Source organism: Lysinibacillus odysseyi 34hs-1 = NBRC 100172 (genome assembly GCF_001591965.1).
Taxonomy (GTDB): domain Bacteria; phylum Bacillota; class Bacilli; order Bacillales_A; family Planococcaceae; genus Lysinibacillus_B; species Lysinibacillus_B odysseyi.
On sequence record NZ_BCVX01000003.1, the window covers coordinates 131,007 to 151,969 of the forward strand.

Genomic DNA, 20,963 nt, shown 5'->3' on the forward strand with positions numbered 1-20,963 from the left:
TTATGATCCTCCGATTTTCCCGTATGCTTTCGATACAAATACTATTTCTTCAATATTTTGCAGTTTATTCGCTTCAATGCTTAACACAAAGAATACATTTGCAAGTAATCCTAAAAATTGGAATAAAATTTCCGGTACTTCCCGCTCTTCACTAACTTTATGCAGGGCCCTGTAAGATTTTTTCGCTTCACTTCTGCAAATATGAAGAGAGGATGCTCCGTGGCTTCCCTGAGGCAGCACAAACTGTTTGACCGCCTCTCCGGCACGTGCGACAAACTCATCATATATGCCGTCTAGCCACGCCAGATCCTCTGGTGTGATAGATAGCCGCCCGCGAACAGAGCCATTTACATGATAGGCAAGAGGTTGGATATGCCGTAGAATGCTAACGATTTCCCCTGTTCCTTTTTCTTTTTCCAAAACAGCGATTGCATGGCCAATTTGAGTGGTCATGGAATCGGTACGAATTTCATAATCTACTAGACAGCTTTTCTCACGCATAAACGGATAGCTTTTATACCGCCACTCATTTTTCTTCACTCTTTTCGCTTCCTTTCAAATGACTGAAGTTGAATGTGTCGTCTGTAATCGGGGCGACTTTAGCCACTGCGTAAGTTGCTCCCTTTTGCGAGAAGAAGTCATAGGTCGAGCCTTCATTCCGGATCCCGTTCATAACAATCGGGTTGACTTCCTCTTCAGGGAACATCGCTTCAAAGCCTACATTCATAAGCGCTTTATTTGCATTATAGCGAACATACGCTTTTACCTCCGGACTAAGTCCTGTTTCCGCATATACATCTTCTGTATAGCGCAGTTCATTCTGATAAAGGTCCAATAAAAGTTCATAGCCCCATATCTTCAATTCATCTTGTTTTTCCTGGCTGAATCGTTTAAAAATATTTTGGGCAAAGAATCCTACCGCCACTCCATGAATGGATTCATCCCGCAGAATAAGGGAAATCACCTCTGCACTGTTTCGTAGTACACCCTGGCCCCCTAAATAAAGAGGATAGAAGAAGCCTGAATAGAAAAGAAATGATTCTAGCATGACCGAGGCATACATTGCTTTCCATAAGCTTTCAGGATCCCCTTCTTCGATCGATTGGTAGATGTCGCTGATACGTGCTGCTTTATACTGTAAAAATTCGTTCTTTTTTACCCATTCGAAAATCTCATCGATTTCTGCATTTTTACAAAGTGTTGTAAATATATACGAATAGGATTTGGCATGAATCGCTTCAAAAGCTGCAAACACAGTAAGCACTGCCTTTTCCTGCAGGTCAGGAGCAAACTTGGCAATTTCATTCATCCCCACATTCGTTTGCAGGGTATCCAGCAGCGTCAGACCACCAAATACCTTTTTATACGTATCTTGATGTTCGAATGTCTGCCATTGGCTGATATCCTTACTAACAGCAATTTCCTCTGGAAACCAGATCTGCTTCCACTGCTGGTCCCAAAATACCTTTGCAAGCTCTGATGTTGGGGCATTCCAATTGACTGCTTCATAAGTTAAATTTGACATGCTACACACTCCTCTAACGTTTGCAGACGCTGCCGCACATAATAAACGGATTTAATTCCCTTCATCCAGGCATAAATATATACTTTCGCCAATTGTTCGGTTGTCCACTGATCCGTTACATACAGCGTCATCGATATTCCCTGGTCTACATGCTTTTGCGCAGCGGCATACACATCAATCAGTTCATACGGGTTCACGTCATAAGCCTCTGTATATAAATGCTTATTATCATTATTCATAAATGGCATTGGATAAATCGTTCGGCTGTCGGCATAATCCCTAATTTCCACCCGCTCTGTACATGGAGCAATAGAAGCGGTGCTATTACGGATATAAGAAATACTCCCCGTCGGAGCAATCGCCAGACGGTACGCATGATAAAGGCCATGCTCCATCACTTGTGCTTTTAATTCTTTCCACATGTGGGCAGTTATCAATGGTACAGAACCGAGAGCCTTTGTTACTTTGGAAGAATGAAGTACTGCTTTTTTATCAGTATACTGATTGAAGTACTCACCATTTGCATAGTCACTATCTTCAAAACGGTAGAATGTTTCCTTCTTCTCCTTTGCAATCTCCATCGAGGACTGGATTGAATAGTAATTTACAGCCTCCATAAAGGCGTCTATAAAGTCAATAGAATCCTGTGATCCATAAGGAATTTCTTCATGTACAAGGTGGCCATGAAGATTCATAACACCAAGGCCGATGGAATGCATAAGCTTGTTCGCATTTGCTACAGAAGGAACATTTCGGATATAGGTCATTGTAGAAACATTTGTCAGCAAGCGGATGGACGTGTCAACTAATTGTCCAAAGTCATTCACCTTGGTCGCCTTATGAATATCAAGCGAACCAAGATTACATGACACATCCAGCCCGTATTCATTTGGCTGATCCTGGTCCGTAATGATGCTTGTCTCTTGCACCTGCAGGATTTCCGTACAAAGATTTGACATCTTCACCCGGCCAATACCCTTCAAAGGATGCACCTTATTCACATTGTCATCAAAAATTTCGAACGGATATCCTGATTCAAACTGTGCCTTTTTTATTTCCGTATAAAGCTTCCGTGCATTCAGTCTCTTCAATTTGCGGATGTTTGGATTGTCAAGCAGCTCATAATACATAGCACTCATTGAGAGCTCAGACATACGTTGTCCGTACTCCTTGTAGATGTCATATGGACTGAACAGCACAACATCCTTATCACGCTTCATTAGCTCAAAGAAAATACCTGGAATAATGATGCCCGTTGATAATGTAGCAAGGCGGATTTTATCGTCGGCATTCGGCTTTTTGGATGATATAAAATTTTCAATATCCCCGTGGAAAATATTCAAATAGGCGACACCTGATCCGTTGCGCTGTCCTAATTGGTTAGAATATAAGAATGAATTTTCAAGCAGCTTTGCTACCGGAATGACACCGCTTGCCTTATTAAGAATACCTTTGATTGGGTCACCAAGTGGACGAAGATCCGTTAGATTTACTCCGACACCTCCGCCAAGACGGGACAGCTCCAGACAATAGCCGATGTTCTCCGCGATACTGTTCATCGTATCGTCCATCGTCAGCTTAAAGCAGCTGACAAGCTCCCCTCTTGCCTTCTTCCCGCTGTTTAATGCAGTAGGGGTTGCGGGCTGGTATGCTTCCATCATTGCTTCAACAGCCTGTTCTGCCAGTGTCTCATCACCCTGTGCCAAGTAAAGAGCGATGATAACAATGCGGTCTTCATATTTTTCAAGTATTTCCTTGCCGTCCCTGCTCTTCATCGCATAACCTTCATAAAATTTGCTGGCGCTCATAAAGGAAGAAAAACGAAATTTGTAGCTGTATGCCTTTTCATACAGTCCTTTAATAAATTCAAAACTGTAAGCTTCCAAAAATTCCTTTTCATAATAGCCCTCTTCTATTAAATACTCCAGCTTGTCCTCCAAATTGATAAAGTGGCGCATCCGTACATTTACTTCTTCCAGGAAATATCTGCGTGTCGCTTCCTTATCTTTTCCATTGTCGATACTGCCTGTCGTAGCGTATTGGTTTAAAACTTCATTATTTAACTTTAAATACGTTTTCATGTCACAACCTCTTTTACATATTGATGATAAAACTGGACAATTTTCTCGTAATCCTGTGGAAATCCCCGTAAATCCAGCTTGCAGATAAGCGGTATTCCATATTCCATGGCCAATTTGTCGCCTGCCATACCGAACACATCGTGACCGAAATTACTGTTGCCGCTCACAATTACGCCTCTGCAATAAGGATGATTATGTTTCATAAAAAAAGAAACACGTGCTGGAACATCCCCTAATCCGTCCGTATATGTGAACAGTAAAAAGGGGACCTTTAAATGCAGCCCATCACTTATCTCAATATTCGGTAAATTGAGTTTAGAAATCACAAAGGATACATTTCCCGTCCTGCTGGTATATGCAATCAATTGCTTAGTTGTCCTATTCTTTCCAAGATAGCCGGGACGCTTCCGATCAGCTCATCATTCACCTGCAAAATCGGCACAGAGGAAAACCCTGCTTCGGTTACTCTTTGCATTGCCTCCTGATTATGATCCAGATTCACTACTTCTGCCTCTAAACCTGCCTGTAGAAGTTCAGATTTGACCCAAAGGCATTTTGGGCAAACTGTTTTTGTGTATAACTTCATCTCACTCATCCTTTCTTATCCATTCTTCGGTTTTTATTTCTCTTAACAGGCAACGTAAACCCATTGCTCCTATCAACCTTGGAACCTTTTATTAAAAGTAAGTAAACATAAAAAAAGCTACCTCCTAAAGAGATAGCTGGAAATGGAAACGTAAAAAACCCGTCTCCATTTCTCAATCCCCGAAGAAATGTACAGTCGCTTTATTCAGGCAGGTCTCCTGGCTTTGCTTCATCCTTTGATTCCCTTCCCATGCATTAAGCACAGTGGCTATGAATCATCGTCGGCATTTACAGTTGCGGGGACAGCGCCGGTCTCTTTCCGGACTTCCCTTTTAAACTACATATAGTAGTACCTGAACAAAACTAACACAATATATTGTTTTAAGTAACTGAAGTCAGTATAGCATAGTCCCTTCTGAATTGTAAAATGGTATTTTCATTTTTTCCCCTAACCATAGAAATTTCATGCAAAAAAGACAGATTCCATTTTTAAAATCGTGCATTATGTTACGATATTTAAAAACAACAGGTGATTGTATGGAACTTTCAATTTGTGTGACAAGTGATCTGCATGGAAGACTGGATCGGTTTGAAGAAATAGCGCAGCATATTAACCAAATAAAGCCTGACATTTTAATAGATAACGGCGATTTTCTACAGGGCAGCTTGACGACTTATTACTATGACTATGTGAAGCCAGGTCCACACCCGATGATTGCAGCAGCCAATAGTCTTGGCTACGATGCCGCTGTCTTTGGCAATCATGAATTCAATTACCCACTTGCTGAAGTGGAAAGTATGAGAAAACAATGCAAATTTCCCTGGATCGCCTGTAATATCGGCCCTTTTGCAAAGCCCTATATTCTTAAAGAAGTCAAAGGAAAAAAAATAGCGGTCATTGGCGTCGTGACGCAGGCAACCCCCCGGTGGGATGAGCATCAGTATACGAATAACCTGACATTTTCAGATGCTTATACAACAGCAGCTTTCTGGGTGCAGCACGTCAAAAAGGCAGAAAATGCCGACCTCATCATTCTCAGCTATCACGGCGGCTTTACGAAACACCCGGAAACCGGCGTTCCTTTTGCAGAGGAAGACGGAGAAAATGAAGGAAACCGATTGCTCGATATTCCCGGCGTTGATATACTCATCACCGGTCATCAGCATCTGGAAATTTGTTCTATCATTAATGGTATTCCCATTATCCAGCCAGGCGCTAACGGCTCCTGCTTTAGCCATATTACATATAATCTGGTGAAAAAAAACGCTCATACAGTCAAACTGAACTATGTGACAAGCTCTTCCGAACGTTACCCGGATGAAGTAAAGGAGTGGCTTACGGGGAAAATCGGCTATACGGATAAAGATTTCCGTTACACCGGGCTGCTTTCCTCCAGACTCAAAAATCATCCATTCGTCGATTTCATGCATGATTTCCAACTTGAAGCTACAGGTGCCCAGCTCTCTGTCGTCGAATTACTTTACCACGAGCAGGGAGGCTTTACCCAGGATATAACGGTAATGGATATATTGAAAAACTTTTCCCGCCCCAATACATTGAAAGTACTAAAGCTGACAGGTGCAGCGATTAAAGAGGCGCTTGAGCAATGTGCAGCCGTATTTGCTGTAGACGCTGCTGGTACGATCGATTTTGCTTTAAATGTGCATCCCGATATATTAGCTCCCTATGTGTACGATTTTTGGGGAGGGCTTGACTACAAGCTTGTTATTAGCGAGCCTGTCGGCAACCGGGTAAAAAATATAATGTATAAAGGCAGACCCATTACAAGCGAGATGACTTTCCGTGTTGCAATGAACAGCTACCGGGCTACAGGGGCAGACTTCCCGATGTTTCAAAATAACCCCGTATTGAGTGAAACAAAGGATATTATACCCGAGCTTCTGATGAGGTATATTAAAGAGCATTCCCCGCTGCCTCATCGGCAGCACGGACATTTTCAAGTGATGGCGATGACAAATGCAGGCTTGTCTATAAAGTGAAGAATAGCATTTAATAACAGCGGGCTTGTCTATTACGTGCAGGAAATGGTCTATTAAGCGAGGAAAACTGTCTATCAATTACTTAGAGTTCTCTATTAATAGCAGGACAGCATAGGTTGATCTAGTAACTAAGGTGGAACGTCTCTGAACAGAGCAGGAGTGTCTTTTTTGACACTCCTATTTCTTATCTAATATACCGCCGTTGTAAATTTCACTTTCCAGCCTTCGTCCCGTACCATATCCCATTCAAATATTTCTTCTTTATAGGGATTTTTTACAATCAGCTTCTCCCTAGTCTTATTAAATTCCGCTTTCTCCAACATAAAAGCATAATAGCGGATGAAATGATCCAGGTTGCGGTTTTTCGTTTCTTTAAAATATTTTTCCATTTGCTCATAAGAAATTCCGCTTGTCAATGTGTGTGCTGTTTTGTAATCCTTTATCAGCAGTGCATACAGCTGGATTCTAGCAATCTCTTTTGGATCAGCGTTTGCCGCAGCAACAAATCCCTTTTGTTTTACCTTATCGTACAGTGACAGCTCTTCTGGAGACCAAGTTGTTTCTATATCGGTCATTGAATAGCCCAGTACCTTTCCAATGACCTGATTTTTGGGGATATATCCTTGAGTACCATCACTTAGCCAATTATCTGGATGAACAAAAATTTCTCCTTCTTTCATTTCGCCATAATCGATTATGCTGTTATTTTTATAATCAGGCTGGTCTTTTGCCTTTGCCCAGCCATCTGGCTCCAGTATCCCTATATCATTAATTATAATGGAACTCTCTTCTTTTTTAACCGATACCCCGTGACTGCCCATATCATAGGTTGCCAGTATCCGGACAACTTCCCGTCCTTCTTTTCCTTCTATTAATACAACGTCAGTAGTATTGAGCGGAGTCGTTGCATAATAATCCGGATCTATTACAATATCAAATTGTGTATATTCTTCTCCATATACATGCATCGTATCCTTTTTGTATGAAATTGCATAATTATCACCTACAAGGTCAGATATAATTGGTGGTTCCGATGTAAAGCCGGTTCTTCTATATTGTTCGGTCCTCTTCTTCACACCATCCTTCACAGTATAAACAGGCGTCCCGCTGGAAGGTGCCAACGCAATCCATATTTTTTCCCAATCAATCGTAAACGTTTTAACTTCCTTCTCTCCTACGACCATTTTATCTGCATCATCTTTTAAGACACCTGCAAAAATGACATCACCGTTTTTCTCATGATAATCATAATAGGTCCAACTAGAATACCCTAGTTCTGTTTTGCTCGGTTTTTGGCCAATCACCCCTGACAATCCAAACGACCATTTTTTATCCTTAAAGGTCATGTACTGAAAATAGTAAACCTCACTGTCTCCCTGATCATAGACACTAACGATGATTGCATCATTTTTTCGTTCAAACGGCAATTCAACATGCCGGATATCAACCTGCATATTACTCTGCTCTTCCTGCAGGAATTGCTTATACGCAGCGATAGCACCTGCCTGGGAATATCCTTCATCCGACCTGAATCCGTTCATTATAAAGAACAAACACAGTACTGAAAGAACAGCCACAACTCCAGCCGGCACCCAGCTATTCCTTTTTTTTTCTACCGCTTGGAGGACTTCTTTTTTCCTTTCCTCCGTAAGTTTTAATTCGCCAAAAACTTCTCGTTGTTCCTGCTTAAACTTATTCATGTGATAGCACCTCCCATTGCTTTTCATCAAGCCGTTCTTTCAGCATTGTCCGTCCTCTTCTAAGCCTTGTTTTCAAACAGATCTAAAAGCTCGGCAACATCCGAACTCGTATACTCTTCATAATAAAAGAGCAATATTACTTCTCGATAGATGACGGGAAGCTGCATGACATGCTTTGTCAGCTCTGTCTGTTCAACCGATGCTATCAGTTTTGCTTCTATCCCTTTTGCGGGATCAGGCACTTTCTTAAGGAGAAAGTTTGATAAAATTTTTTTTTATTTTTCCAGCTGCGAAGATAATCATGGCAGGTGTTAATAACAATCCTGGTTAGATATGTCTTAATCGTCGATTCCTCACGAAACTGGTCAGATGATCTAAAAAACTTGATGAAACTCTCCTGGACAAGGTCCTCTGCAGTCGTCCAATTTTTAACGTATGTATAGCTGATTTGCAGCAAGTAGCCGCTGTATGTATCCATTAATTCATTCATTTCCTTATTTGACAGCATATGCCCACCTCATTTCTCGCCCCTTTGACGGGATATTTCTTCCAATAGTTTCACAAACCCGAAAATTGTATTGGTCTAATTCAAATGGTAAACTCATATAGATAGAAAGGTGCATTTTTTTACACATATGACAAATGTAAATTGACTAACTTGCAAACTTTTTTACAATAGTATAAGTATACATACGGGAGGCGTTGGAATTGAAGATTTTTACTGATAGCGCATGTGATTTACCAAAGGGCTATTATGAGGAGCACCAAGTATCCTTGTTTCCACTGCGTGTCCATTTAAACGGACAAGAATATGAGGATGTATTCGGTATTGAGCCGGAGGAAATTTATAAGGCAATTGCCGCTGGTGCCCAGCCGAAAACATCACAAGTGTCTCCGGAAACCTTTTATCAAGCATTTGAAGAAGCAGCGAAAAATAATGAGGAAGCGATCTATATCGCCTTTTCTTCACCATTGTCAGGGACATGCCAGACAGCGATGATGATGCGGAATGAACTCCTTGAAACATATCCAAATATGAAGCTTGCCATTATCGATACAAAATGCGCTTCACTCGGACAAGGCTTCGTTGTAAAAGAGGCTGTTAAACTGCGTGATGAAGGGAAGACATTCGAGGAAATGGTCGAGCAATTGCCACAATATGCCGCAAAAGTTGAGCATCTTTTCACCGTGGCTGATTTAGATTATTTGGCAAAAGGCGGCCGTGTATCAAAAACAAGCGCCTTTGTAGGTGGTCTTTTGAACATTAAGCCGATTTTAAATGTGGAAGACGGAAAGCTGATCCCAATCGAAAAGATACGCGGGCACAAAAAAGCGATCAATCGTATGATCGATATAATGGCGGAACGCGGCGGTGACTTTTCGGAAAAGGTAGTAGGTCTCTCCCACAGTAACGATGAGCAACTTCTTGCTGACGTTAAAAAGGCAATTGAGGAGCGTTTGCAGCCTAAGGCAATAGATGTGACAAATATCGGTGCCGTCATAGGCTCGCATGTAGGCTCAGGAACAATTGCTATTTTCTTTACGAATGATTAAAATGAAAGCTTGCGGAGGTTATTCTTCCGGCATGCTTTTTCATTTGCTCTTATTTTACGTATAAATTCTGTTAGCTGCTTATGATAAAAAAGGCTGGGTGAAAAGTCAAAATGACCTTTCACTCAGCCCTCTTTTTTATACTTTAAACTTATCTACTATAGTTTCCAAAAATTCCGATTCTGCTGTTAGCTGTTGGGAAACTGAACTAATTTCCTGCATAATACCTACCTGTTCCTCAATTGTCTCAGCGACTTTTGCAGCATGGGACGCTGACTCGTCAGATTGCTCGGAGATACCTACGACTGAAGCAGCTACTTCTTCCACGGAAGTAGAAATTTCATCTACCACTATAGCTGTTCCGCCAATCTCCTCAGTAATTTGGTCAACCGCCTTTTCAATAAGCGCAAATGTCTCTCCTGCTTGTTTAACGATAGCAACACCGCTTTCAGAAGCATATACACTTTGTTCGACAGATGCAGCCACCTGGGTTGTTTCATGGCGGATTTCATTCGTCAGGCGGTGTATTTGCTGGGCTGATTCCTTTGACTGCTCTGCCAGTTTACGCACTTCGTCTGCTACAACAGCAAATCCTTTCCCATGCTCTCCTGCCCGTGCTGCTTCAATGGCAGCATTAAGTGCCAAAAGATTCGTCTGTTCCGTAATATCTGTAATTAACTTTGTCATCTGCTCAATTTCATGCGACTGCTCGAGTAAACGGGTAATCATTGCTTCTGTTATATTTGTAGAAGTGGATATTTCCTCCATCTGCTGTTCTATTGCATGAATTGAGTGAATGCCCTTATCAGCTAGATGCTTCATCTGCTGTGTATTCATATGGATATTTGAAGTAGACTGGGCCATTTTCTGCACAGATTCTGTAGTCTCCTTCATCGCATTCGCACTAATATTGGCACTTACTGCAGATGTCTTAGCATTATCCGCTAACCGTTCTGCCAGCTCCGCTGTCTGCTCAATATAAGCAAGCGCTTTATTTGTATGATTAGCCAGCTCCCCGCTGGAATCAGAAAGCCGGTTAGTGTTTTTACTCATTGTTTGGATAAGAGTTGTAAGTGATTTTTTCATCACGTTGAATGCCTCGGCAAGTTCCTTCACTTCCCCTGTTGTACTTGACTCCACATCTTCCTCTGTTAAATCACCGGCAGCAATCGTGCTAACTGCCTGCTGGAGCTTTTGAATGGGTGTACCAATTACTTTCCCCATTATAAAAGCAGCCGCAACAGCTACTGCTATACATACTGCAACAAGCCCCATTGTCAGCCATATTGCTGTTTTTGACTCATTTTTTATGTTACTGCTTACGGCCGTAAACTGATGATCATAATAAGTAATGAGCTCATCTATATAATTAGCCATATTCTGATTCGGTGGGCGTACCTCATTATTAATCGTGATCTTTACCCCTTCATAATCGAATCTTTTTGTTTGTTCAACAGCTTTATCGACTGCAAGATTAAATTGCTCATTCTCCTGTACAAGCACTGCTATCGCCTCAGCCATAGCATTTGACGGCCCGCTATTCAATTTTTCTATCTCATCCGCCAATTCACCTCGCATTATATCCAGTTCCTTTAGGACACTTAAATCACCGGAAAGGGCGAATTCCCTAACAAGCATTCCTTGTGTACTCAAGTTATTTTTCATTTCACTCACCATTAAAAGTGCCGATTGCTGTTCATCAATAATCTTCTGCATATTAGAATTCACACGCTGAATTTGCAGCAAATTCACAATTGATACAATGATGACAATAATAAGGATTCCTGAGTATGATGCAAACAGTTTCTTCCTGATATTCATAGTAAATACCTCATTTGTATGTTAATAGTAAAATTATATACTAAAGGCCCTCTCTAATAAACAGAAAAGGATAATTTTTATGTATATTTAACTATAAGAAAAGCACACGTAGAAAACGTGTGCTCACTATCTAATTTCGCGCATCGGTCATTTGCTTCCAAACGGAGCCTTTTGCTTCTTCACCTTGTTCTATGCGGGCGATTGCCATCTTTACTTGTAGTTTCACTTCGAACTCACGATCGTTCTCTGCTTCATGCAGAGCAGGCAGACAAGCTTCTGTACCTGTTTCATAGAGGTACATAGCAGCACGCCAGCGCACTAATTTATTTTTATCTTTTAATGCCTCTATCATTGCGGGCTCGAATTCTTCAAACCCGAGATCGCTCATACAGTCTCCTGCAGTACGACGAACGGCTGCACTCTTGTCTTTTAATGCTTTTGCTAGCGCAGGTACAACCGCTCTGTCCTCAATCATGCCAAGGTAAACAGTAGCCAAACGCCGAATTGCCATTTGTTCATCATCCAGCGCCAGTGTCAAAAGCCGCAGATCTTCCACTTCCGGATCCGGCATTTGGTCAAGCAGTTGGAAGCGCTGCTGCCAATCCTCAGGCTCCTTATACATTTCAACTGTTACTTTCTGCTTCTCCTGAGGGACGAATTTCTTACTGGAATTGGCCGCCTCTACTATTAGGTTCAGACGTTCAGATGGATACGTGGCGAGCACTTCCTGTAGAACTGCCTGAGCGATTTCTTCCTTATCACCGTAACGGACACCGTAATCTACCCATTTACGTTGGAAGATATAGTTTTCATCCGTTTCTTTTGCCTCGATTGACTTAAAGGCAGCTGTGAACTGCTCACCAGTTGCAATTCGAGTTTCCGCTTCGTTATCAAACACTTTAATCTGCAGTGGTATACCTTTAAACATTTGGACATGTACATATACTTCTCCAAAATGTTCATTTACAGTTGTTCCTTCCTCTGTTTGAGTGTCCGTTTCCCCTAGGGCAGCACGGATTCCTGATAAAATAGTTTCCCACGCAAATTTAGCGTTTCGTTCCACAGCCAGGAAGTTTGACACTTGGTATACTCCTTTTATTCCTTCCACACGAAAGATGGCTTGGATTTCTGGAGAAGCTTCTTCCATATTATCCTTTGTAAAGTTATAGCTCTTCCCGAAAGGCAGATCTTGGTCGATGACAATTTTCATCGAATTAGGACTTGGCGTTGGTTCAATAGTTATAATTTTCATCGGGCATTTCCTCCTTAGCTGTTTACGATTTCTTCTAAGTAGCTCCAGCGCTCTATTAATTGTTCATAGCGGGCATTCAGTTCGTCCAGCTTGGCTGTTAGCTCTTGCAGTTTTGTAAAGTCAGAGCCAGCCGTCGATATGCCTTCCTCTGTCTTCATAATATCTTCTTCCACATTTGCAATTGTCTCTGCAATAGTTTCCCATTCTTTTTGCTCTTTAAAACTCAGTTTTTTCTTTTCGGATTTTGGCTTTTCCTGCTTTGGTCTTTCTTGCTTGATTTCTTTTACGTCCTGTTTTTCCTGTTCCTGCTTCTTCGCCAGATAATCTGTATAAATATCAAGACTCTCTTCTACATTTCCCTTTCCGTCCAGAATCCACAGCTTTTTGGCAATCCGATCCAAGAAGAAACGGTCGTGGGAAATGGTAACGACGACACCGGGGAAATGCTCAATAAAATCTTCGAGCACTCCAAGTGTTTCGATATCTAAATCATTAGTCGGTTCATCAAGCAGCAGTACATTCGGCTGCTCCATCAGCAAACGAAGCAAATGCAGGCGTTTGCGCTCACCACCGGAAAGTTTTCCGATTGGTGTCCCGTGCGTATGTAAAGGGAATAAAAAGCGCTCCAGCATCTGTGCTGCCGAATAACGTACACCCGCTGCATCTGTTATATCATTTGATGCTTCACGGATATATTCAATCATCCGCTCATTCTCATTCATTTTAGGCAGTGCCTGCTTAAAATGCAGTCTTTTTACTGTAGAGCCTACAAGCACTTCTCCTTTATCAGGCTCAAGCTCTCCTGCCAAAATATTGAGCAATGTGGACTTGCCGTAGCCGTTTGCTCCGATAATGCCAATTCTGTCCCCCTGCTGCAGCAGGAAGCCAAAATCTTTTAGAATCACACGGTCACCGTATGCCTTTGAAATGCTTTCGGCTTCGAGTACTTTTCTGCCAAGCCGTGTTGTGGCTAGTGCCAGCTCTAAATCAGCATCATCGTTTGATCGATCAATGGACTTATCTAGCTCTTCAAAGCGCTGAATACGCGCCTTTTGTTTCGTCGTACGCGCTTTTGCTCCGCGCCGAATCCATTTCAACTCTGAGCGGTAACGGTTTTGAAGCTTTGCCTGGGTAGCTGCGCTCATTTCTTCCCGGATAGCACGTGCTTCTAAAAAGTCGGCATAATTGCCTGTATGGCGATACAGTGTCTGATCCGCCAGCTCATAAATATGCGTTGCCATCTCATCCAGGAAATACCGATCATGGGTAATAAAGATGACAGCACCTTTGAGGCGTGATACCATCTCCTGCAGCCACTCTGTTGACTCAACATCCAAGTGGTTTGTCGGTTCATCAAGCAAGTATAAATCAGCAGGTTCAATAAGCACCTTTGCAAGCGCCACTCGTTTTTGCTGACCTCCAGATAATTCAGTTACAACATGATCAAACATATCAATACCAAGCTTTGTCAATGCCTGCTTTGCCAGCGCATTGACATCCCAGGCATTTTCACTGTCCATCTTTTGCTGCAGGGCAAATAGATTATTTTGAAGCTGTATTGATTCAGGGTTTCCTGCAAGTGCTGCAACGGCTTCCTCATATGCACGATTCAGTTGGAGCGCCGGTGAATCACCACTGAACACGGCCTGCAGTACTGTGATCCCTGCCATAAATGCAGGGTCCTGTTCCAAATAGGCGATACGGTATTTATTCGGGTGGTCAAGTGTGATGGAATCTGCCTCTTGAACACCTGCTAGAATAGAAAGAAGCGTGGACTTACCAGTACCATTGATACCGATTAATCCTGCCCGCTCTCCTTCATTGATCGTGAACTCGATATTTTCAAACAGTGTTTTATCCCCCACTGTTTTGGTTAAATTATTTACAATTAAATGACTCATACAATCCCGTCTCTTTCCTTTTTAAGCTGTCTTAAAAAGGATACCATAAATTCATGACGTTCTTCAGCCATTTGTCTTCCCTTTTCTGTAACCATCAAGTCTTTCAATAATAAAAGCTTTTCGTAAAAATGGGTAACCGAGGCCGTTGACTTTGTGCGGTACTCCTCAACAGACATATCAATACGTGTTTCTTCTGCGTCATCATACAGTTTGCGCCCCTTCGCTCCGCCGTAAGCAAAAGTTCTTGCAATACCTACCGCTCCTATAGCATCCAGTCGGTCTGCGTCACGCACGATTTTTGCTTCTACCGTCTTTGCTTCCAATTCATTACCGCCATTAAATGAGACAGAAGCGATCACCTCGCGAATATGGCTGCGGTTTTCTTCTGACAAATCAAGTAATGCTAAAATCCGTTCCTCGGATTCTTTCGTATCTGTATATTTTGCATCGCTCACATCGTGAAGCAGCACTGCCAGCCTTACTATTTCCCTGTCTGCAGCCGGCTCTGACTGTAAAATAGTTTCTGCGTTCTTATATACACGTTCAATATGCTGGAAATCATGACTGGCATCCATCGTATCGTATATTTCTTTTACAAGTGCTTCACATTTTTTTACATTATCCATTACATAAGACCTTCTTTCGAGATTTCGCTATTATGAATGTTTCTAAAACTGCTAGAAGAATAAATTTATTATACTATGTAGAATGGCTTTCCCCAACCAAATGAAGGAAGTCTATTTATTTAACGAGCAAAAGGAAACGGTATTGTATAAGAATTTTAGCAAGAGGTCGGCTTCATGAAGCAATTTTCAAAAGGCTTTCTCAGAAAAAAAGTGCGCCGGATTTCTTGGCGCACTTTACTATATATTCTTTTGTAGCAGGAAAGAAAAGTTTAAAAATCAATATGGATCTGCGTCATGGCCCTTTTCAACAGCATCCTCTACCGCTTGATCGTTTTTCGCATTTCCAAGCGGGCCTGATTCCGATGATTTGGCATTTTTTAGACCTTCACGTAAACGGCGGCCATATTCCTCGTCTGCCTCTTCAGCGTAGGAAATCATTTTCTCCTGAATTCGCACATCACACTTCGATAAATCTGTTACTAAATTTAAAATGAGATCATCTTTTTCCCATTGTTCGAATGCGCGATATGTTTCTCCCGCCTGTTTAAAGTTATTTTCCCGGTCAATGGACTCACGGACAAGCTTACCTTTAACTTCAGGTGTATATTCTTTGCCTGTTTGTTTTGCTTCTTTAAGTCCGCCTAATATAGATGGTTCATAATTAATATGTGGATTTTGGTTAGGCCCTTTATCCACGTAGTACTCCATCTGTCCGCCCCGCTGGTTTGTCGCCACACGTTTTTTCGGCGCATTAATAGGAAGTTGTAAATAGTTTGGACCTACACGGTAGCGCTGTGTATCCGAATAACTGAATGTACGGCCCTGCAGCATTTTGTCATCGGAGAAGTCAAGGCCGTCAACTAAAACCCCTGTACCGAATGCAACCTGCTCTACCTCTGCAAAATAATCTTCAGGGTTTTTATTCAATACCATTTTTCCGACTTTCTTCCACGGGAATTGTTCAGGCGGCCAAAGCTTTGTATCATCTAACGGATCAAAATCAAGCTCCGGATGATCATCATCGCTCATAATTTGCACATACAGTTCCCACTCAGGGTAATCGCCTTTTTCGATTGCTTCAAACAAATCCTGAGTAGCATGGTTAAAGTTTTTCGCCTGGATTTCCTCTGCTTCTTTTTGTGTCAGGTTTTTGATACCCTGCAGCGGTTCCCAGTGATACTTGACAAGAACTGCTTCACCGTCTTTATTGACCCATTTATACGTATTAACACCTGAGCCTTGCATCATGCGGTAGTTCGCAGGTATGCCCCATGGTGAGTAAATAAGAGTTACCATATGGAAGCTCTCCGGAGACGAGGCGCAGAAATCAAAGAATCGCTCTGAATCCTGGCGGTTTGTTACAGGATCCGGTTTAAACGCATGGATCATATCCGGGAATTTTACCGCATCACGGATGAAGAAAATCTTAAGGTTGTTCCCTACTAAATCCCAGTTACCATCCTCTGTATAAAATTTTACGGCGAAGCCTCGTGGATCTCGCAATGTTTCCGGTGAATGGCCGCCATGAATAACCGAGGAGAAGCGGACGAATAATGGTGTGCGTTTTCCTTTTTCCTGGAAAAGCTTCGCACGTGTGTATTTGCTAACCGGCTCGTCTCCTACCATACCGTAACTCTCAAAATAGCCGTGTGCTCCAGCACCACGGGCATGCACAACACGTTCTGGAATACGTTCCCGGTCAAAATGACTGATCTTTTCGATAAAATCATAGTTCTCTAATGTAGCTGGCCCACGATTTCCTACAGTGCGGATATTTTGATTGTTTGTAATCGGATGGCCCTGTCTGTTTGTTAGCGTATCTTCATTTTCAATATTATTAGGTTCATGCTTTTGGTTTTTATCCATTTCATTCACTCCTTTACTCGTATAGAAGTAGTTTATCCACTAATTCCAAGTAATAAACGGAAAAACCGCCAATCTCCTGTCCATTTGGTGACATTTCTCTTTTTTCTCCTCAGGTTCTTTTCTAATTACTTATTTTTCTACTTTATATTTTCACAGTCTTTTATGGGGGTGGCCCGCCGTCATTTTAAGCACTTTAATACCTGGTCCCTCGTCGAAGTTTCTTCTTAAGGATGATAGTTTTTAGTACGGAGTGCTATCACCTGATGATGCTCATAAAAAAAGCGGGGGTTTACCCCCGCCTGTAGAATGAAGAGAAAATCTTTTTACGACTTTGTCTTCAAGTATTTTTAGATAAGATAGCAATAAAGCTCACTCAGCCTGTCTTGAAAACGCTCGCCAGACAAGGCATGCCGATGAGCGAATGGCCTTTTATTTGCGACGATAGCAAAGCATCGGAAGCAAACGAGCGAGGCAAGCAACACAGGATGAAAGTCTTTGTCAACTGGAGGAAGCGGGAGTTTATCCCCGCCTGTGTCCATTTAAAATAAACCTACCGCGTTCCCTTCTTCATCTACATCCATTCGAAGTGCTGCCGGCTGTTTTGGCAGGCCAGGCATTGTCATGATGTCCCCTGTCAGACAAACAAGGAATCCAGCACCGAGCTTTGGAATAACTTCACGTACGGTAATGGTAAACCCTTCTGGTCGCCCAAGGAGCGTTGGCTGATCCGATAATGAGTATTGTGTTTTTGCCATGCAGATTGGCAGGACGGCCCAACCGAGTTTTTTAATTTGGGCAATTTGTTTCTGCGCTGAATCTGTAAAATGCACTCCATCGGCTCCGTACACATGTTTGACAATGGCAGTAACTTTTTCCTCGACAGACTGGCCCAGCTCATATAGAGGATGGAAATAATTGGGCTTCTCCAGCACTTCAAGCACCTGCTTGGCTAGCTCAATGCCGCCTTTTCCTCCTTCTTCCCAGACATTTGTGCGGGCAATGCGAATGTCTTCGTTTTTTGCCCAGTCTAGAAGTGCCGTTAACTCCTCTTCTGTATCTGTAATGAAGCGGTTAAGAGCAACAATCGGCTCAATACCAAATGTGCGAATAGTATCTACATGTTTTGCCAGATTTTGTATACCATCTTTTAATGCGTTCACATTTTCTGAGGCCAGTTTATCTTTCGGTACGCCGCCATGCATCTTTAATGCCCGAATAGTTGCAACAATAACAACAGCTTCCGGTTTTAATTGTCCTTGCCGTGCTTTTATATGCATAAATTTCTCAGCGCCTAAATCGGCACCGAAGCCCGCCTCTGTCACGACTATATCCGCCAGCTTTCTGGCAGTTTGAGTAGCAATAATCGAGTTACAGCCATGCGCTATATTCGCAAAGGGCCCTCCATGGATAATGGCAGGCGTCCCTTCAATCGTTTGTACTAAATTCGGTTTGAATGCTTCTTTCAAAAGGAGTGTCAACGCACCTTCTGCTTCCAGCTGCCTTACAAATACCGGCTCACGGTCATATGTATAACCGATGACGATATTTGCCAGCCGGGCCTTCAAATCCGCTAAACTTGTTGCCAGGCAGAATATTGCCATAATTTCCGATGCCACCGTAATATCAAAACCGTCTTCACGCGGCACCCCTTGCACAGGGCCACCCAGTCCGACTACTACCTTTCGGAGCGCCCTGTCATTCAGATCCATAACCCGCTTCCATAAAATGCGGCGTGGGTCAATGCTCAAGGCATTTCCTTGATGAATGTGATTATCGATTATAGCAGCAAGCGCATTGTTTGCTGTTGTAATAGCGTGAAGGTCTCCTGTGAAATGAAGATTAATATCTTCCATTGGCAATACTTGCGCATAGCCGCCGCCTGTCGCTCCTCCTTTTACACCCATAACCGGGCCAAGTGATGGCTCACGGAGCGCCACCATTACCGATTGATTCAACTGTCTTAACGCATCGGCTAATCCGACAGTTACAGTTGATTTTCCTTCTCCGGCAGGGGTAGGGCTGATTGCCGTTACAAGAACGACTTTTCCTGTTGAGGCACCCGGGATTTTGGATGGATCTAATTTAGCTTTAAATCTACCATAGGGTTCTAATGCCTCTTCCGGGATATTTGCTTTTGCTGCAATAGCTGTAATAGGCTTCATATCAGCTTTTTTGGCAATGTCTAGGTCTGTTGATGGTTTTGTTACTGTCATGGTATCCCCTACTTTCGCTTTTCTCGTATTCATTATATACAAAATTAAAAGGTGACAACCGGCTTCTTAGGAAGAAATATAGCCAATTTGTTGACAGTATTTATCTGTTCCTGTATATTCTTAAGCATAATTGTCTTAATTTTTTGATTAAGGAAATTATAACTGCAAGTATGGGAGGAGAACGCTCATGCACCAAGGGAAAGTAAAATGGTTTAATAATGAAAAAGGTTATGGGTTTATTGAATGTAATAATGGTGAGGACGTTTTCGTGCACTTCACGGGCATTCAAGGTGAAGGTTTCCGTACACTGGAGGAAGGACAGGCAGTGACATTTGAAATCATAGAGGGTAATCGAGGTCCCCAGGCTTCAAATGTATTTAAAGAATAAGGTTACGCCGGCTCCTGTCGGTGTTTTTTTATTTTCACATTAGAAAAGGCTGCCGGACAGGAATTTTAGGCAGCCTTGTATTCTATTCTTCTATAATAAGAGAGCCCTTTCCAGGTGCAGCTGTATGATTTCGGTAAGTTTGTTTACCGTTAATCAGCTCTTGCTTGTACGGCTTCTTTGCTAAATTCCCGACCTTTTTCTTATATGAAAAGGCGGCGTTTTATGCCGTTGCTTTTTACTTATAGTTCATCCGTTCTTGAAAACATATAGTTTGCATTTTCAAAATGCAAGGTATGTTCCTCTAATGCTCCCGATAGAACAACTGTATAAAGACCCGGTCCGTCCTCCATAAGAATTTCCCATACTGCCCCCTCATCATAAGGGCGGTAAAAAGACAAGTTGCCTGATGGGGTATATATTGTCATGATCTCTGCCTTCGTTTCCTCATTAACCTTAAGGGTACTTTCAAGATGACAAAGCTGCAGTAAGCTACGTGCCATTTCGAAATTTGAAACTATGTAAGAGATCTCCGCAATCCTTAAAGGGCCTGCAGCATGTTCATTAATAATTTCCCGATCTTTCATATCTTCAACTCGTTCTTCCTCGGACTGGTCCCACTGGATAAAGAACGGCAGGTCAATCTGATCATTTTTATTCCCAATATGTAGCAACTGCCAGCTGACAATCGATCCGTCCGGACGAGTACGGGAGAAACGGTCCGGCCCTACTATATCATATCCTGCTAACCTGAAACGCTCAGCATCCTCCTCGATTGTCGTTGTGCTGATAGCCACACGTGTCAAACCTTTTCCGCAGCCGTTTCGGGTATATGTTTCGTGTAATGTATACGGAATAGCCGCAGCCACTTTAAACTTTTCTTGATCATAAATACCGATTAATTCAATATAGGCTGCGTTAAAATAACAGAGTGCATTATAGGTGCCCCACTGCTCATGCTTCCCTCCTGGTACAACATGCAGCCCATTAGAACGTAATTCCGTCATTGCTACTTCCGGGCTGTCCACAAAATGGACAATATGATCTAACTTATACATGTAACCCCTCCTTTTTACTATTGAATATTTCGATATGCATGTGCAGTACAGAAGCGAAAATCGGTAATTTACCAGCCATATTCCCATTCAGGATAAACGGCTGATCTGCCTCTACATACACCTAGTCAATACTATAAGAGTATACCTCCCTCTCATTCTTTAATAGTAGGAAGCAAGACTTGCAATTGATAGCAAAGTAATGAGCATGATCAACCTTATCTGCAATAATAGAAATCCCCTTGCCGAATCTGTAAGCTAAATAAGCAATCGAATTGATTTCTGCTATTCAGATGTCGGTTTAAAGTAATTAGTTCTTTTTACATCCGCTCTATCGATAGCAGGCCATAGACCATTCTTACCTGAGGAGAAAATAGATTATTTCTTTTTCATTATAGCTC

Annotated in this window: 20 protein-coding genes and 1 riboswitch; of the genes, 3 read left to right on the forward strand and 17 right to left on the reverse strand. The window is 42.2% G+C overall.

Going from position 1 to position 20,963, the window contains the following annotated elements:
- From BOD01S_RS05780 to BOD01S_RS05800, 5 genes are read right to left on the reverse strand one after another with little or no spacing between them, the layout of a single operon-like run.
- Positions 1-501, reverse strand: coding sequence for a hypothetical protein (locus BOD01S_RS05780; RefSeq protein WP_052125037.1), 501 nt, complete (start codon positions 499-501; stop codon positions 1-3).
- A 25-nt stretch (positions 502-526) separates the two neighbouring features.
- Positions 527-1,525, reverse strand: a complete 999-nt coding sequence (gene nrdF / locus BOD01S_RS05785) for a class 1b ribonucleoside-diphosphate reductase subunit beta (RefSeq protein WP_036158522.1) — start codon at positions 1,523-1,525, stop codon at positions 527-529.
- Positions 1,513-3,606, reverse strand: a complete 2,094-nt coding sequence (gene nrdE, locus BOD01S_RS05790) for a class 1b ribonucleoside-diphosphate reductase subunit alpha (RefSeq protein WP_036158519.1) — start codon at positions 3,604-3,606, stop codon at positions 1,513-1,515. The genes nrdF and nrdE overlap by 13 nt, the downstream gene beginning before the upstream one ends.
- Complete coding sequence (gene nrdI / locus BOD01S_RS05795) at positions 3,603-3,971, reverse strand: class Ib ribonucleoside-diphosphate reductase assembly flavoprotein NrdI (RefSeq protein WP_036158517.1); 369 nt, start codon at positions 3,969-3,971, stop codon at positions 3,603-3,605. The genes nrdE and nrdI overlap by 4 nt, the downstream gene beginning before the upstream one ends.
- A complete protein-coding gene (locus BOD01S_RS05800) occupies positions 3,968-4,192 on the reverse strand; it encodes a glutaredoxin family protein (protein ID WP_036158514.1) in 225 nt (74 codons plus the stop codon). The genes nrdI and BOD01S_RS05800 overlap by 4 nt, the downstream gene beginning before the upstream one ends.
- 190 nt (positions 4,193-4,382) lie before the next feature.
- Positions 4,383-4,563, reverse strand: a riboswitch (cobalamin riboswitch).
- Positions 4,564-4,695: 132 nt separating this feature from the next.
- Between BOD01S_RS05800 and BOD01S_RS05805 the strand changes: the two genes are divergently transcribed.
- A complete protein-coding gene (locus tag BOD01S_RS05805; RefSeq protein WP_169745640.1) occupies positions 4,696-6,192 on the forward strand; it encodes a bifunctional metallophosphatase/5'-nucleotidase in 1,497 nt (498 codons plus the stop codon).
- Positions 6,193-6,380: 188 nt separating this feature from the next.
- On the opposite strand, the gene BOD01S_RS05810 is transcribed toward BOD01S_RS05805, so the two are convergent.
- Genes BOD01S_RS05810 through BOD01S_RS05815 form a run of 3 tightly spaced genes read right to left on the reverse strand, consistent with a single transcriptional unit; the run spans position 6,381 to position 8,382 of the window.
- Positions 6,381-7,892 carry a hypothetical protein gene (locus BOD01S_RS05810; RefSeq protein ID WP_036158511.1) on the reverse strand — a complete coding sequence of 504 codons (1,512 nt, stop codon included), beginning with the start codon at positions 7,890-7,892 and terminating at the stop codon, positions 6,381-6,383.
- A 59-nt stretch (positions 7,893-7,951) separates the two neighbouring features.
- The gene (locus BOD01S_RS22865; protein WP_143815021.1) at positions 7,952-8,134 is read right to left on the reverse strand and encodes a sigma factor-like helix-turn-helix DNA-binding protein; all 183 of its coding nucleotides are present in this window, start codon (positions 8,132-8,134) and stop codon (positions 7,952-7,954) included.
- The gene (locus BOD01S_RS05815) at positions 8,110-8,382 is read right to left on the reverse strand and encodes a sigma-70 family RNA polymerase sigma factor (RefSeq protein ID WP_218016439.1); all 273 of its coding nucleotides are present in this window, start codon (positions 8,380-8,382) and stop codon (positions 8,110-8,112) included. The genes BOD01S_RS22865 and BOD01S_RS05815 overlap by 25 nt, the downstream gene beginning before the upstream one ends.
- Before the next feature lie 218 nt (positions 8,383-8,600).
- Here BOD01S_RS05815 and BOD01S_RS05820 point away from each other — a divergent pair, with 218 nt between their 5' ends.
- A complete protein-coding gene (locus tag BOD01S_RS05820; protein WP_036158507.1) occupies positions 8,601-9,446 on the forward strand; it encodes a DegV family protein in 846 nt (281 codons plus the stop codon).
- Between the two features lie 135 nt (positions 9,447-9,581).
- Here BOD01S_RS05820 and BOD01S_RS05825 read toward each other — a convergent pair whose 3' ends face one another.
- The 7 genes from BOD01S_RS05825 to BOD01S_RS05850 all read right to left on the reverse strand — a co-directional run bounded on the left by BOD01S_RS05825 (position 9,582) and on the right by BOD01S_RS05850 (position 19,122).
- Complete coding sequence (locus BOD01S_RS05825) at positions 9,582-11,264, reverse strand: methyl-accepting chemotaxis protein (RefSeq protein WP_036158505.1); 1,683 nt, start codon at positions 11,262-11,264, stop codon at positions 9,582-9,584.
- A gap of 130 nt (positions 11,265-11,394) precedes the next feature.
- Positions 11,395-12,516: a conserved virulence factor C family protein gene (locus tag BOD01S_RS05830; RefSeq protein ID WP_036158502.1), complete on the reverse strand. Its 1,122-nt coding sequence runs from the start codon at positions 12,514-12,516 to the stop codon at positions 11,395-11,397.
- Between the two features lie 14 nt (positions 12,517-12,530).
- A complete protein-coding gene (locus tag BOD01S_RS05835) occupies positions 12,531-14,417 on the reverse strand; it encodes an ABC-F family ATP-binding cassette domain-containing protein (protein ID WP_036158499.1) in 1,887 nt (628 codons plus the stop codon).
- Complete coding sequence (locus BOD01S_RS05840) at positions 14,414-15,043, reverse strand: HD domain-containing protein (protein ID WP_036158495.1); 630 nt, start codon at positions 15,041-15,043, stop codon at positions 14,414-14,416. The genes BOD01S_RS05835 and BOD01S_RS05840 overlap by 4 nt, the downstream gene beginning before the upstream one ends.
- Positions 15,044-15,319: 276 nt before the next feature.
- Positions 15,320-16,909 (reverse strand): catalase, encoded by a 1,590-nt coding sequence (locus tag BOD01S_RS05845; protein ID WP_036158492.1) that lies wholly within the window; start codon positions 16,907-16,909, stop codon positions 15,320-15,322.
- Between the two features lie 347 nt (positions 16,910-17,256).
- Entirely contained in the window at positions 17,257-17,448 is a 192-nt protein-coding gene (locus BOD01S_RS23220; protein ID WP_156117063.1) for a hypothetical protein, read from the reverse strand.
- A complete protein-coding gene (locus tag BOD01S_RS05850) occupies positions 17,449-19,122 on the reverse strand; it encodes a formate--tetrahydrofolate ligase (protein ID WP_036158488.1) in 1,674 nt (557 codons plus the stop codon).
- 187 nt (positions 19,123-19,309) lie between these two features.
- On the opposite strand from BOD01S_RS05850, the gene BOD01S_RS05855 reads away from it, so the two are divergent.
- Positions 19,310-19,510: a cold-shock protein gene (locus BOD01S_RS05855; RefSeq protein WP_036158486.1), complete on the forward strand. Its 201-nt coding sequence runs from the start codon at positions 19,310-19,312 to the stop codon at positions 19,508-19,510.
- A 239-nt stretch (positions 19,511-19,749) separates the two neighbouring features.
- Here BOD01S_RS05855 and BOD01S_RS05860 read toward each other — a convergent pair whose 3' ends face one another.
- Positions 19,750-20,565, reverse strand: a complete 816-nt coding sequence (locus tag BOD01S_RS05860; protein ID WP_052124983.1) for a VOC family protein — start codon at positions 20,563-20,565, stop codon at positions 19,750-19,752.
- Entirely contained in the window at positions 20,558-20,686 is a 129-nt protein-coding gene (locus BOD01S_RS23805) for a hypothetical protein (RefSeq protein ID WP_280520955.1), read from the reverse strand. Before BOD01S_RS23805 ends, BOD01S_RS05860 begins: the two co-directional genes overlap by 8 nt.
- Positions 20,687-20,963 lie beyond the last annotated feature (277 nt).